Origin of the sequence: Microbacterium sp. MYb66, assembly GCF_002979435.1 — a bacterium.
Classification (GTDB): domain Bacteria; phylum Actinomycetota; class Actinomycetes; order Actinomycetales; family Microbacteriaceae; genus Microbacterium.
This window is the reverse complement of sequence record NZ_PCOV01000001.1, coordinates 704352-718202: the sequence shown is the minus strand read 5'-3', so window position 1 is coordinate 718202 and position 13851 is coordinate 704352. Positions and strand designations below refer to the sequence as shown.

Sequence of the window (13851 nt, the reverse complement as noted above, 5' to 3'; positions counted from 1 at the left end):
CTGATTCCGAACTGCACGTCGTCCCCCGGAGGAGAACATGACCAACCCGATCGCCGATCCCGGCCACGGACACTCGCCTGCAGCCTGGACCGCCGTCGTGATCATGCTGGTCGGCGTCGCCGCCGGCACCGTCGCGTTCTGCTTCGAGCAGCCGACCCTCGTCGTGATCTCGATCGCGCTCATCCCGATCGGTGCGATCGTCGGTTGGGCGCTCGCGAAGGCCGGCTACGGCGTGAAGGGTCCGAAGTACGCTCCGAAGGCGCACTAATGGTCCTCGCCGACCTGACGGCCGGCGCTGTCGCAGACGCCGAGCGTCGCTCTCTGTCGCGCCCGCTGGCCACCGTCGAGCGGGAGGCGCTCGCGCGCCCGTCCGCGAAGGATGCCCTCTCATTCCTGGCGCCTGCCGACAGGGTCAAGATCATCGCCGAGGTCAAGCGAGCGAGTCCGTCCCGTGGTGCGCTCGCGGAGATCCCCGACCCCGCCCATCAGGCATCGCTGTATGAGACGGGTGGCGCGTCCGCGATCAGCGTGCTCACCGAGGAGCGCCGTTTCGGTGGCAGCCTCGCCGACCTCGAGGCTGTCACGGCACGGGTCTCCCTGCCGGTGCTGCGCAAGGACTTCATCGCCACCCGATACCAGGTGCTGGAAGCGAGGGCGGCGGGCGCGGATCTCGTTCTGCTGATCGTCGCGGGCCTCGACCCCGAGGTGCTGCGCGACCTGTTCGGCTTCATCACCGACCTGGGCATGACGCCTCTCGTCGAGACGCACTCGGCGGACGAGCTCGAAGCCGCGATCGACCTCGGGGCGCCCCTGATCGGTGTCAACGCTCGCGACCTCAAGACGCTCGAGCTCGACCGGGATCTCTTCGGACGCCTGGTCGATCGCATTCCCGATACTGCGGTGAAGATCGCGGAATCCGCCGTGCTCACGCCGGCCGATGTCCTGCACTACCGCGAGGCCGGTGCCGATGTCGTGTTGATCGGCGAGGCGCTCGTGACCGGTGACCCGGTCGCCACCCTCAAGACCTTCCTGGAGGCATGATGAGCCTGCGCGATCAGCACGGCCCCTTCTTCGGCGATTTCGGCGGGCGGTACATGCCCGAGTCGCTCATCGCCGCGATCGACGAGCTCACCGTCGCCTACGAGGCGGCGATCGTCGATCCGGAGTTCCGTGCCGAGCTGGCCCACCTGCTCAGCTCATACGCCGGACGGCCTTCCGCGATCACCGAGGTGCCCCGGTTCGCCGAGCACGCCGGAGGCGCACGCATCTTCCTGAAGCGCGAAGACCTGAATCACACCGGTTCGCACAAGATCAACAATGTGCTCGGCCAGGCGCTCCTCACCAAGCGGCTCGGCAAGACCAGGGTGATCGCGGAGACCGGCGCCGGTCAGCACGGCGTCGCCACCGCAACCGCTGCGGCACTGTTCGGCCTGGACTGCACCATCTACATGGGCGAGGTCGATACCGAGCGTCAGGCTCTCAACGTCGCCCGCATGCGTCTTCTCGGCGCCGAGGTCATCCCCGTCACTTCCGGCTCGCGCACTCTGAAGGATGCGATCAACGACGCCTACCGCGATTGGGTGGCCTCCGTCGAGACGACGAACTACATCTTCGGCACGGCCGCAGGACCCCACCCGTTCCCGGCGATGGTCCGCGACTTCCAGAAGATCATCGGCGAGGAGGCCCGCGCCCAGCTGCTCGACGAGGTCGGTCGTCTTCCGGACGCGGTCGTCGCGTGCGTGGGCGGCGGGTCCAATGCGATCGGCATGTTCGACGCGTTCCTCGACGATGAGGGCGTGGCGCTCTACGGCGTGGAGGCCGCAGGCGACGGTGTCGACACCGAGAAGCACGCGGCGTCTATCGAACGAGGACGCCCGGGCGTGCTGCACGGCGCCCGCACCTACGTGCTCCAGGACGAGGACGGCCAGACGGTCGAGTCGCACTCGATCTCCGCCGGACTCGACTATCCCGGCGTCGGACCCGAGCACTCCTGGCTCGCCGACATCGGGCGCGCCCGGTACATCCCGGCGACAGACGACGAGGCCATGCAGGCACTGCGTCTGCTCAGCCGCACCGAGGGGATCATCCCCGCCATCGAATCCGCGCACGCTCTCGCGGGTGCGCTGCGGATCGGGCGTGAACTCGGCCCCGACGGACTGATCGCCGTCTGCCTCTCCGGGCGCGGTGACAAAGACATGGACACCGCCGCCCGCTACTTCGAGCTCTACGACGAGGCCGCTCTCGCGCACGACGTCGCCCAGGAGAGCGCCGACGAAGATCTGGTCTCGAAGGGGGAGCCGCAGTTATGAGCCGTGTGGAACAGGCGATCGCAGCCGCCCACGACGCGGGCCGCAGCGCCTTCGTCGGCTATCTCCCGGTCGGTTTCCCCGATCTCGAGACGAGCATCCAGGCCGCCATCGCCCTTGCGGAGAACGGCGTCGACATCATCGAACTCGGCCCGCCGTACAGCGACCCGGTGATGGATGGCGCCATCATCCAGGAGGCGACGACGAAGGCTCTCGCCGCAGGCTTCCGGATGGCGGACCTCTTCACGGCGATCCGTGCGATCACGGCTGCCACCGACGTCCCGGTCCTCGTGATGACGTACTGGAACCCCGTCATGCAGTACGGCATCGATCGCTACGCCGACGATCTCCTCGCCGCCGGCGGCGCGGGACTCATCACGCCCGACATCACGCCGGATGCTGCGGGGGAGTGGATCGCCGCCAGCGAGCGGACGGGCCTCGACCGGGTCTTCCTCGCCGCGCCCACCTCGTCCGACGAGCGCCTCGACCTGGTCGTGAAGTCGTCCACCGGATTCGTGTACACCGTCTCGACCATGGGCATCACGGGGGAGCGCGCCGAACTCGACCGCGCCGCCCGCACCCTGGTCGGCCGTCTGCGCGAGCACGGCGCCCACCGTGCGTGCGTGGGTATCGGCATCTCCACTGCCGAGCAGATCGCCGGTGTGTCGGAGTATGCAGACGGCGCGATCGTCGGCACCGCGCTGGTCCGCGCACTTCGCGACGGCGGCGTCCCCGCCCTCGCCGAAGTCACCCGAAACCTGGCATCCGGCACTTCGTCGGCGCGCCCCGATCCCGAGAACTAGAATCGCACTCATGTCACTCGCGCTCCACAGCACCTTCACCGGTGTGCTCGCCAGCATCCCGAGCCCTCCGGTCTCGTACTTCGACCTCGGGCCCGTACGCATCCACTTCTACGCGCTGTGCATCATCGCCGGCATCATCGCCGCCACGCTGCTGACCAACCGTCGTCTCACGAAGCGCGGCGCAGAGCCCTGGGTCGTGATCGACATCTCGATCCTGGCCGTGCCGCTGGCCATCATCGGCGCTCGCATCTTCCACGTGCTCACCCACCCGAACTTCTACTTCGGCGAGGGCAAGAACACCTGGAATCCCTTCGAGCCGGGCTCGGTCTGGGCCATCTGGGAGGGGGGCATCGCGATCTTCGGTGCTCTCATCGGTGGTGCCATCGGCGCCTATCTGGGCTGCCGCTGGACCGGCATCCGCTTCTGGACGTTCGCCGATGCGCTGGCCCCCGGCCTTCTGCTCGCACAGGCGATGGGGCGCTTCGGCAACTGGTTCAACCATGAGCTCTTCGGCCTGCCGACCGCCCTCCCGTGGGGTCTGGAGATCGAGTCGACGAACTCCGCCTTCCCGCCCGGACTGCCCGATGGCACCCTGTTCCACCCCACGTTCCTCTATGAAGTCCTCTGGAACGGACTGGGCGTCCTGGTCCTGCTCTGGCTCGGCCGCAAGCTCTTCTTCCAGTGGGGTCGACTGTTCGCGATCTACCTGATCTGGTACAGCGCCGGCCGCATCGTCTGGGAGTCGATCCGCATCGATCCGAGCGAGATCATCCTGGGCCTTCGCAGCAACGTCTGGGCCGCGATCATCGGCGTCGTCGTCGGACTCGTGATCCTCGTCGTGCAGACGCGCCGGCACCCCGGCCTCGAGCCCTCGCCGTACCAGCCGGGCCGCGAGAGGACCGACGCCGACGCTGATGTACAATCGCAGAACAATCCCTCTGACTTCGTGGACGTGAGCGAGCCTCCGACCGAGGAAGTCACCGCAGGAGCCACTGCCACAAGCACTGCTCCCACGAGCGAGGACGGCTCCCGATAACAACGCCACCTCGTGGCGGGAGAACCATTGCACTGAACGAGCGGGCCGACGTCGTCCCCGGGTTTCACCGAAGATCTGAGGACGGTAACTGGTGTACTTCCAGCCACCCTACGGCGCGTCCGGCGCCTACCCCCCGAAGCAGGGCATGTACAACCCGGCGTTCGAGAAGGACGCCTGCGGCCTCGCCATGGTCGCGACCCTGCGCGGCGAAGCCGGGCACGACATCATCGCGTTGGCCCTCGAGGCCCTGCGCAACCTGGAGCACCGCGGAGCCATCGGCTCCGACGCGGGCACCGGTGACGGCGCCGGCATCCTGACGCAGATGCCCGATGCATTCCTCCGCGCAGTCGTCGGCTTCGAACTGCCGCCCGTGGGGGAGTACGCCGCTGGACTGGCCTTCCTGCCTCGCGATTCGAGCGAGCGCCGCCAGCAGAAAGCCGGGATCGAGAAGATCGCCCGTTCCGAGGGACTTCGCGTCCTCGGCTGGCGCGAGGTCCCCACCGCCAACGAGAACCTCGGCAAGCTCGCCGATGAGGCGCGACCCGCGTTCGAGCAGCTGTTCGTCAGCGCCGGCGGAGCCTCGCACGCCGACGCCCCTCTCACGGGCATCGCCCTCGACCGCGTCGCCTATCGTCTGCGCAAGCGCGCCGGTCACGAGCTCGGCGCCTACTTCGTCTCGCTCTCGGCCCGGACGCTGGGCTACAAGGGCATGGTCACGACGCTCCAGCTGGAGCCGTTCTACCCCGACCTGCAGGACGAGCGCTTCGCCTCCGAGTTGGCCGTGGTGCACTCCCGCTACTCCACGAACACCTTCCCGTCGTGGCCGCTCGCGCAGCCGCTGCGGATGCTCGCGCACAACGGCGAGATCAACACTGTGGGCGGAAACCGCAACTGGATGCGCGCCCGGCAATCGCAGCTGGAGTCCGAGCTGCTCGGCGACATCTCGCCGCTGCTGCCGATCTGCACCGACGGCGCCAGCGACTCCGCCTCGTTCGACGAGGTTCTGGAACTCCTGACCCTGACCGGGCGGAGCCTTCCGCACGCCATCATGATGATGGTGCCGGAGGCCTACGAGAAGCAGGCCGACATCACGCCGGAGCTGCGCTCGTTCTACGAGTACCACTCCAACCAGATGGAGCCGTGGGACGGCCCTGCAGCCCTCATCTTCACCGATGGCACGCTCGTGGGCGCGACCCTGGACCGCAACGGCCTGCGCCCCGGGCGCTGGACCGAGACGACCGACGGCCTCGTCGTGATCGGGTCCGAGACCGGCGTGCTGCAGTTCGAGCCCGAGCGCATCAAGCGCCGCGGTCGTCTGCAGCCGGGCAAGATGTTCCTGGTCGACACCTCGCAGCGCCGCATCGTCGAGGACAGTGAGATCAAGCACGACCTGGCCACGATGCATCCCTGGCAGGAATGGCTGGATGCCGGAGCCGTGCGACTCGCTGAGCTCCCGGAGCGCGAGCACATCGTGCACCCGCCGGCGTCGATCACCCGCCGTCAGCGCACCTTCGGCTACACCGAGGAGGAGGTGCGCATCCTGCTCACCCCGATGGGGCAGACGGGCGTCGAGCCTCTCGGCGCGATGGGCTCCGACACCCCGATCGCGGTCCTCAGCAAGCGCCCGCGTCTGCTGTTCGACTACTTCACCCAGCAGTTCGCACAGGTCACGAACCCGCCGCTCGACTCCATCCGCGAAGAGGTCGTCACGAGCCTGAAGCTCGGCCTCGGACCGGAGAGCAACCTGCTCTCATGGGGGCCGGAGCACACGCGCACCGTGTCGCTCGACTTCCCGGTGATCGACAATGACGAGCTCGCGAAGATCCGCCACATCGACAAGGCCATGCCGGGTCGGTCGAGCGCGACCATCCGCGGTCTCTACCATTTCGATGCGGGGCCCCAGACGCTGCAGGAGCGCCTCGCCGAGATGTGCGCCGAGGTCGACGAGGCGATCGAGGACGGCGCCGAGTTCATCATCCTGTCGGACCGCGACTCCAACAAAGATCTGACGCCGATCCCTTCCCTGCTCATGGTCTCGGCGATCCACCACCACCTGATCCGCCGCGAGAACCGCATGAAGGTGGGTCTCATCGTCGAAGCCGGCGATGTGCGCGAGGTCCACCATGTCGCGACTCTGATCGGCTACGGCGCCTCCGCCGTCAACCCGTACCTCGCCATGGAGACCGTCGAGCATCTGGTGCGCACCGGCTACATCAACGGCATCACGCCGGAGAAGGCGGTCAAGAACCTGATCTACGCGCTCGGCAAGGGCGTGCTCAAGATCATGTCGAAGATGGGAATCTCCACGGTCTCGTCGTACGCGGGCGCTCAGGTTTTCGAGGCGATCGGCCTCAGCCAGGAGTTCATCGACGCCTACTTCACGCGCACCGAGTCGAAGCTCGGCGGCATCGGCATCGAAGAGATCTTCGCCGAGAACCAGGCGCGTCACGACTACGCCTACCCCGAGGACGCCGCTGCGCGTGCGCACGAGCGTCTCTGGACCGGCGGCGAGTACCAGTGGCGACGAGACGGTTCTCCGCACCTGTTCAACCCGGAGACCGTCTTCAAGCTGCAGCACTCCACCCGTACGCGGCGTTACGACATCTTCCGCGAGTACACGAAGCTCGTCGACGACCAGGCGGCGGAGCTGAAGACCCTGCGTGGGCTCTTCACGCTGCGTACCGGCACCCGCAAGCCCGTCCCGCTGGACGAGGTCGAGCCGGTCTCCGCGATCGTCAAGCGGTTCTCGACGGGGGCGATGAGCTACGGCTCGATCTCCCGTGAGGCCCATGAGACGCTCGCGATCGCCATGAACCGCATCGGCGGCAAGTCGAACACGGGAGAGGGCGGCGAAGACCCGGATCGTCTCGTCGACCCCGAGCGGCGCAGTGCGATCAAGCAGGTCGCATCCGGTCGCTTCGGCGTGACGAGTCTCTACCTCACCGAGGCGGAGGACATCCAGATCAAGCTCGCCCAGGGTGCGAAGCCGGGCGAGGGCGGGCAGCTTCCGCCGACGAAGGTGTACCCGTGGGTCGCGCGCACTCGCCATGCGACCGCCGGCGTCGGACTCATCTCCCCGCCGCCGCACCACGACATCTACTCGATCGAAGACCTCAAGCAGCTCATCTTCGACCTGAAGCGGGCGAACCCCGAGGCGCGCATCCACACCAAGCTCGTGAGCCAGTCCGGCATCGGCGCGGTGTCCGCCGGTGTCGCCAAGGCGCTCAGCGACGTCATCCTCGTCTCCGGGCATGATGGCGGCACGGGCGCGAGCCCGCTGAACTCGCTCAAGCATGCGGGCACGCCGTGGGAGCTCGGTCTCGCGGAGACGCAGCAGACGCTCATGCTCAACGGCATGCGCGACCGCGTCGTGGTGCAGGTCGACGGTCAGCTCAAGACCGGCCGCGATGTCATCATCGGGGCGCTGCTCGGTGCGGAGGAGTTCGGCTTCGCGACCGCTCCGCTCGTGGTGAGCGGCTGCATCATGATGCGCGTATGTCACCTCGACACATGCCCGGTCGGCGTCGCGACCCAGAACCCGGTGCTGCGGGAGCGCTTCACCGGCAAGCCGGAGTTCGTCGTGAACTTCATGGAGTTCATCGCGGAAGAGGTGCGCGAGCTGCTCTCGGAACTCGGGTTCCGCTCCCTCGACGAGATCGTCGGCCGGGCCGACCTCATCGAGGCGAACGCCGCGGTGGAGCATTGGAAGGCGGAGGGTCTCGACCTCACGCCCGTGCTCGAAGGCCCGGTGTTCCCGGCCGGCGAGCCGCGTCGCAGCGGTCGCTCCCAGGATCACGAGCTCGACAAGCACTTCGACGTGCAGCTCATCGACATCGCGAAGGGTGCGCTGCTCAACGGCGAACCCGTCGTCGTGGAGCTCCCCATCGCCAACACCGAGCGTGCGGTCGGCACGATGCTGGGCCACCAGGTGACTTCGCGGCACGGTGCGGCCGGGCTGCCGCAGGGAACCATCGACGTGACGCTGCACGGAACGGCAGGGCAGTCGCTCGGCGCCTTCCTGCCGCCCGGGATCGTGCTCCGTCTGGAGGGTGACGCCAACGACTATGTCGGCAAGGGGCTCTCCGGCGGTGACATCACCATCCGTCCGCCGCGCGGTTCCTCGATCGCACCGCACGAGAACGTGATCGCCGGCAACGTGATCGGCTATGGCGCGACGTCCGGGACGATGTTCATCTCCGGCGTCGTGGGCGAGCGCTTCCTCGTCCGCAACTCGGGCGCGACGGCGGTCGTCGAAGGCGTGGGCGACCACGCGCTCGAGTACATGACCGGCGGCCTCGCCGTGATCCTCGGCCCGACCGGACGCAACTTCGGCGCCGGGATGTCCGGCGGCGTGGCGTACGTGCACGCCCTCGACACCGGCAAGGTGAACGCGCAGTCCCTGGGTAGTGGTGAGCTGCTGCTCGAGCCGCTCGATCGTGCGGATCTCGAGGTGCTGCGGAGTCTGCTCGTCGCTCATGTCGAGCGGACCGCGTCTCCGCGAGCATCCGCGCTGCTCGAGAGCTTCGAGGAGACGGCCGCAGAGTTCGTGAAGGTGCTGCCTCGTGACTTCGCCGCCGTGCGGAGCATGCGCGAGGAGGCGCTGGCCGAGGGGATCGACCCCGACGGCGACATCGTGTGGAACCGCATCCTGGAGGTGACCGGTGGCTGACCCCAAAGGCTTTCTGAAGGTGACCGAGCGGGAGCTTCCCGCACGACGTCCGGTGCCGGTGCGCATCATGGACTGGAAAGAGGTCTACGAGCCCGGCGACAAGCAGGTCCTGCGCCGTCAGGCCGGACGCTGCATGGACTGCGGCGTGCCGTTCTGTCATCAGGGCTGCCCCCTCGGCAACCTGATCCCCGAGTGGAACGATCTGACGTGGCGGGGTGAGGGTCGCGCCGCGATCGAGCGCCTGCATGCGACGAACAACTTCCCGGAGTTCACCGGTCGTCTGTGCCCCGCGCCCTGCGAGAGCTCGTGCGTGCTCGGCATCAACCAGCCGGCGGTCACGATCAAGCAGATCGAGGTGTCGATCATCGACGAGGCCTTCGCCAAGGGCTGGGTCGAGCCGGAGCCGCCGGAGCGTCTGACCGGCAAGACGGTCGCAGTCGTCGGTTCGGGGCCCGCGGGTCTCGCCGCCGCCCAGCAGCTCACCCGCGCCGGGCACACCGTCGCGGTCTTCGAGCGCGACGACAGGATCGGCGGTCTGCTCCGCTACGGCATCCCCGACTTCAAGATGGAGAAGACGCAGCTCGAGTCGCGTCTTCGCCAGATGCAGGAGGAGGGGACCCGCTTCCGCGCGGGCGTCGAGATCGGCAAGGACATCTCCTGGCCAGACCTGCGCGCTCGCTACGACGCGGTCGTCATCGCGACGGGCTCCACGGTCCCGCGCGACCTCGCGATCCCCGGCCGCGATCTCGACGGCGTCCACTTCGCCATGGAGTACCTGGTCGAGTCCAACCACGCGGTCGCCGGTGACAAGGTCGCCGACCAGATCAGTGCAGAGGGCAAGCACGTGATCGTGATCGGCGGCGGCGACACCGGTGCGGACTGCATCGGGACGGCACATCGTCAGGGAGCGCTCAGCGTCACCAACCTCGCGATCGGCAAGCAGCCGGGCGATGCACGCCCGGACCACCAGCCGTGGCCGATGATGCCGACCCTGTTCGAGGTGTCCTCTGCGCACGAGGAGGGTGGCGAGCGGGTCTTCCTCGCATCGACCGTCGAGTTCCTCGGCAACGAGGTCGGCGAGGTCCGCGCGCTGCGCGTTGCCGAGACCGAGTACGTCGACGGACGCCGCGTGCCGAAGAGCGGCACCGAGCGCGAGATCCCGGCCGACCTGATCCTGATCGCCATGGGCTTCACCGGCCCCGAGCAGGGCGGGTACACCGAGGACACTCTTCCGCAGGTGACCGACCGCGGTGCTTTCCGCCGCGACTCCTCCTATGAGTCGACGGTTCCGGGCGTGTTCGTCGCCGGCGACGCCGGCCGCGGACAGTCGCTCATCGTGTGGGCCATCGCCGAAGGACGTGCGGCCGCTGCGAACGTCGACCGGTTCCTGATGGGCACCACCGTGCTTCCCGAGCCGGTGCGTCCGAGTGATGTCGCGATCGGTCTCCAGCCCGCGTAGGCTGAGGCCGGCACCGTCGCCTGATTCACCTTCCCCCACTTCTACCCTGGAGAAATCTTTGAGACGCGCGAAAATCGTCGCCACCCTGGGCCCCGCCACCTCCACCTATGAGACGGTGCGCGCACTGATCGATGCGGGGGTGGACGTCGCTCGACTGAACCTCAGCCACGGTGACTACTCCGTGCACGAGAACAACTACGCCAACGTGCGTCGTGCCGCCGAGGATGCCGGTCGTCCGGTCGCCATCCTCGTCGATCTGCAGGGACCGAAGATCCGTCTGGGCAAGTTCGAGAACGGCCCGTACGAGCTCGCCAAGGGCGATATCTTCAAGATCACCACCGAAGACATCATCGGCAACAAGGAAATCTGCGGAACGACCTTCAAGGGGCTCCCGCAGGATGTGAAGCCCGGTGACTTCCTCCTCATCGACGACGGCAAGGTCCGCGTCGAGGTCGTCGAGACCGACGGCGTGACCGTCACCACGAAGGTGATCGTCGCCGGTGCCGTGTCGAACAACAAGGGCATCAACCTGCCCGGCGTCGCCGTCAACGTCCCCGCGCTGAGCGAGAAGGACGAGGACGACCTGCGCTGGGGTCTGCGCATCGGCGCCGACCTGATCGCGCTTTCGTTCGTGCGCAACGCCGCCGACGTCACCCGCGTCCACGAGATCATGGCGGAAGAGGGCGTGCGCGTTCCCGTCATCGCCAAGGTGGAGAAGCCGCAGGCCGTCGACGCGCTCGAGGAGATCGTCGACGCGTTCGACTCCATCATGGTCGCCCGTGGCGATCTCGGCGTCGAGCTCCCGCTCGAGGCCGTGCCGATCGTGCAGAAGCGCGCGGTCGAGATCGCGCGCCGCATGGCGAAGCCGGTCATCGTCGCGACGCAGATGCTCGAATCGATGATCAACAGCCCGGTTCCGACGCGTGCCGAGACCTCGGACGTCGCGAACGCGGTGCTCGACGGTGCGGACGCGGTCATGCTGTCCGGCGAGACCAGCGTCGGCGACTACCCGGTCGTGGTCGTCGAGACCATGGCCCGCATCATCGAATCGACCGAGGAGCACGGTCTGGAGCGCATCGCGCCCCTCACGACGAAGCCTCGCACGCAGGGCGGTGCGATCACCCTGGCCGCCCTCGAGGTCGCCGAGTTCGTCGACGCGAAGTTCCTCTGCGTGTTCACGCAGTCGGGCGACTCCGCTCGCCGCCTGTCGCGTCTGCGCTCGCGCATCCCGATGATCGCGTTCACGCCGGAGCCCGGAATCCGTCGTCGGATGGCGCTCACGTGGGGCATCCGCTCGACCCTGGTCGACATGGTGCAGCACACCGACCTGATGTACCACCAGGTCGACGAGTACCTGCTCGGCAACGGCCTCGCCGAAGAAGGGGACAAGGTCGTCGTGATCTCCGGTTCCCCTCCCGGAATCATCGGATCGACGAACGACCTTCGCGTGCACAAGGTCGGCGACGCGATCCGCGGTGCCGCGCCGATCTACAAGGCCGGCGTCTGACGAACAGCATCCAGAGGGGGCGGGACTTCGGTCTCGCCCCCTCTGTCGTGCATGTCGGGTAGTTTGCACTCATGGGTCCGCACCACCGTCCGAGGAGCACGTCATCGGCGTGCTGAGAAAAGCCGGCTGGTGGGCCGCCGACTACCTGTACGCCGGCTACTGGCAGGTGCGGGCGATGTTCGATCGCACCGACCCCGCGTCCTTCTCCTCGGGGACTGGGGCGCACATCGTGGTCCTTCCCGGGGTCTACGAGACCTGGAAGTTCATGCAGCCGCTCGTCACCGCGCTACACGAACGCGGACACCCGGTCCACATCGTCGACACGCTCCATCGGAATCAGCGTCCGGTGGTCGACATGGCCCGCCGCGTCGAGGAGTACCTGGATCATCGCGACCTGACCGATGTGATCCTCGTCGCGCACAGCAAGGGCGGCCTCGCGGGCAAGGTCGTCATGACGGGGGGCGCGCAGACGCGCGTACGGTCGATGCTGGCGATCGCGACGCCTTTCGGCGGCTCGCGCTACGCCCGGCTGATGCTGTCGCGGACGCTTCGGGAGTTCTCGCCGGACGACCCCTCGATCGTGAGCCTCGCCCAGCAGCTCACGGTCAACGAGAGGATCGTGTCGATCTACGCCGGATTCGACCCGCACATCCCGGAGGGGAGTGAGCTCGCCGGCGCGAGGAACGTGCGGCTCGACACCGGCGGACACTTCCGGATCCTCGCTCATCCTCGCGTCCTGGCGGAGCTGGCGGTTCTCGCGGAGTAGGTCGCTCAGCGACAGCCGTCGCCGGGAGAACGCTGGGACCCCAGCGTCGGCAGCCAGAGGAGCAGATCAGGAAGCGAGGCGTAGGCGGCGAGACCGTGTGTGACATCCGGATAGCGGTGGAAGGTGACATCCGCGTTCTGCGAGCACAGCAGCTTCACGTAGCCTTCGGTGGCGCTCGGGAGCACGAGCTCGTCGGCTTCTCCCTGTCCGACGAAGACCGGCACGCTGATGGGGCTGTTCCCCGCGCTGTTCTCCTCAAGCATCGTCTGCCAGGGTTCAGTGCTGGCGGGGTCGCTGGTGACGTATGCGCCGACGAGAGGATCCGCGATCTCGTGGATCTCCTCGTTCTGGGTGAGCAGGCAAAGCGCGGCCATATCCGGCGTCGCCTCGAGACCTGCGGGGGTCAGGATCGCCGTGATCGCGCTCGACGAGTAGGTATCCGCGTAGGCGACCTCGTACGCCGGGATCGCGAAGGAAGCGATCGTGACGCCGGAGAGGTTCACGATGTCGTCCGTCATCAGGGCGTTCAGGTTCGCCGCCGGCGCCGCCACCGCGACCCCCTCGAGCTTCAGCTCCGGTGCGTACTCCGCAGCCCGCTCGGCGGCGAAGAGCACGGCCTGGCCGCCCTGCGAGTGTCCCCACAGTACGAGATGCTCGCTCACGCGGGCGTCGTCGATCTCGCGGGCCGCTCTGACCATGTCGAGCACGCTGTTGGATTCGGGGACGCCGAGCAGATAGGACGAGTCTCCTTCGACGCCCAGTCCGGGATAGTCGGTGGCGGCGATGGCATAGCCCTCGGCGAGGAGTTCGTGCATCCCCTCGATGTCCTGGAAGGGATCGAGGCCGAGCGACGGCGCGCATCTCGTCGCGGCGCCCGTCGTCGGGTGCGCCCAGGCGATCACGGTGCGCCCGCCCTCAGGAGCGGGTCCGTCCGGAACGATCACGATACCGGAGACCGGGATGTCCTCTCCGGCGATGTCCCGCGAGTGGTACACGACGCGCCAGGCGTTCGTGCCGACCGGTGCGCTGGCGATCGCCTCGATGCGGATGATCTCGCCCGGCTCGCCCTCCGGTAGGGGAGTGGGAACGGCGTAGAAGGCGGGATCCGTTCGGAGGTCGTCCTGCTCGGCGAGCGTCCTGCGCGTGACCTCGGCCGCGATGAGCACGAGGGCGACGACGAGGACAGCGCCGATGATGACGAACGCGCGTCGTCCACGTCGCGGGCGCCGGGCGTGGGCAGCCGGTACGGCGTCATCGTTGTGCATGAGGAATGTCTAGCGCATGGATGGGCACCCGCGGGAGGGT

Annotated in this window: 10 protein-coding genes; 9 read left to right on the top strand and 1 reads right to left on the bottom strand. The window is 67.8% G+C overall.

Going from position 1 to position 13851, the window contains the following annotated elements:
• The first annotated feature begins 37 nt into the window (after positions 1 to 37).
• The 9 genes from CQ045_RS03430 to CQ045_RS03390 all read left to right on the top strand — a co-directional run bounded on the left by CQ045_RS03430 (position 38) and on the right by CQ045_RS03390 (position 12546).
• The gene (locus CQ045_RS03430) at positions 38 to 268 is read left to right on the top strand and encodes an HGxxPAAW family protein (RefSeq protein WP_105721245.1); all 231 of its coding nucleotides are present in this window, start codon (positions 38 to 40) and stop codon (positions 266 to 268) included.
• The gene (trpC, locus tag CQ045_RS03425) at positions 268 to 1041 is read left to right on the top strand and encodes an indole-3-glycerol phosphate synthase TrpC (RefSeq protein WP_105721244.1); all 774 of its coding nucleotides are present in this window, start codon (positions 268 to 270) and stop codon (positions 1039 to 1041) included. Before CQ045_RS03430 ends, trpC begins: the two co-directional genes overlap by 1 nt.
• Positions 1041 to 2309 carry a tryptophan synthase subunit beta gene (gene trpB / locus CQ045_RS03420; RefSeq protein ID WP_105721243.1) on the top strand — a complete coding sequence of 423 codons (1269 nt, stop codon included), beginning with the start codon at positions 1041 to 1043 and terminating at the stop codon, positions 2307 to 2309. Before trpC ends, trpB begins: the two co-directional genes overlap by 1 nt.
• A complete protein-coding gene (trpA, locus tag CQ045_RS03415) occupies positions 2306 to 3109 on the top strand; it encodes a tryptophan synthase subunit alpha (protein ID WP_105721242.1) in 804 nt (267 codons plus the stop codon). Before trpB ends, trpA begins: the two co-directional genes overlap by 4 nt.
• Before the next feature lie 10 nt (positions 3110 to 3119).
• Positions 3120 to 4145, top strand: coding sequence for a prolipoprotein diacylglyceryl transferase (lgt, locus tag CQ045_RS03410; RefSeq protein WP_105721241.1), 1026 nt, complete (start codon positions 3120 to 3122; stop codon positions 4143 to 4145).
• 145 nt (positions 4146 to 4290) lie between these two features.
• Complete coding sequence (gene gltB, locus CQ045_RS03405; protein ID WP_105721371.1) at positions 4291 to 8814, top strand: glutamate synthase large subunit; 4524 nt, start codon at positions 4291 to 4293, stop codon at positions 8812 to 8814.
• Complete coding sequence (locus tag CQ045_RS03400) at positions 8807 to 10273, top strand: glutamate synthase subunit beta (RefSeq protein ID WP_105721240.1); 1467 nt, start codon at positions 8807 to 8809, stop codon at positions 10271 to 10273. Before gltB ends, CQ045_RS03400 begins: the two co-directional genes overlap by 8 nt.
• A gap of 58 nt (positions 10274 to 10331) precedes the next feature.
• Positions 10332 to 11780 carry a pyruvate kinase gene (gene pyk / locus CQ045_RS03395; RefSeq protein WP_105721239.1) on the top strand — a complete coding sequence of 483 codons (1449 nt, stop codon included), beginning with the start codon at positions 10332 to 10334 and terminating at the stop codon, positions 11778 to 11780.
• Positions 11781 to 11955: 175 nt separating this feature from the next.
• Entirely contained in the window at positions 11956 to 12546 is a 591-nt protein-coding gene (locus CQ045_RS03390) for a triacylglycerol lipase (RefSeq protein ID WP_258130941.1), read from the top strand.
• Positions 12547 to 12551: 5 nt separating this feature from the next.
• On the opposite strand, the gene CQ045_RS03385 is transcribed toward CQ045_RS03390, so the two are convergent.
• A complete protein-coding gene (locus tag CQ045_RS03385) occupies positions 12552 to 13811 on the bottom strand; it encodes an alpha/beta fold hydrolase (protein ID WP_105721238.1) in 1260 nt (419 codons plus the stop codon).
• Positions 13812 to 13851 lie beyond the last annotated feature (40 nt).

Bases quoted from the DNA above. Each gene is read 5' to 3' on its own strand.
- lgt (WP_105721241.1), top strand. From the start codon at position 3,120: ATGTCACTCGCGCTCCACAGCACCTTCACCGGTGTGCTCGCCAGCATC.
- CQ045_RS03390 (WP_258130941.1), top strand. From the start codon at position 11,956: ATGTTCGATCGCACCGACCCCGCGTCCTTCTCCTCGGGGACTGGGGCG.
- trpA (WP_105721242.1), top strand. From the start codon at position 2,306: ATGAGCCGTGTGGAACAGGCGATCGCAGCCGCCCACGACGCGGGCCGC.
- gltB (WP_105721371.1), top strand. From the start codon at position 4,291: ATGTACAACCCGGCGTTCGAGAAGGACGCCTGCGGCCTCGCCATGGTC.
- trpC (WP_105721244.1), top strand. From the start codon at position 268: ATGGTCCTCGCCGACCTGACGGCCGGCGCTGTCGCAGACGCCGAGCGT.
- trpB (WP_105721243.1), top strand. From the start codon at position 1,041: ATGAGCCTGCGCGATCAGCACGGCCCCTTCTTCGGCGATTTCGGCGGG.
- CQ045_RS03385 (WP_105721238.1), bottom strand. From the start codon at position 13,811: ATGCACAACGATGACGCCGTACCGGCTGCCCACGCCCGGCGCCCGCGA.
- CQ045_RS03430 (WP_105721245.1), top strand. From the start codon at position 38: ATGACCAACCCGATCGCCGATCCCGGCCACGGACACTCGCCTGCAGCC.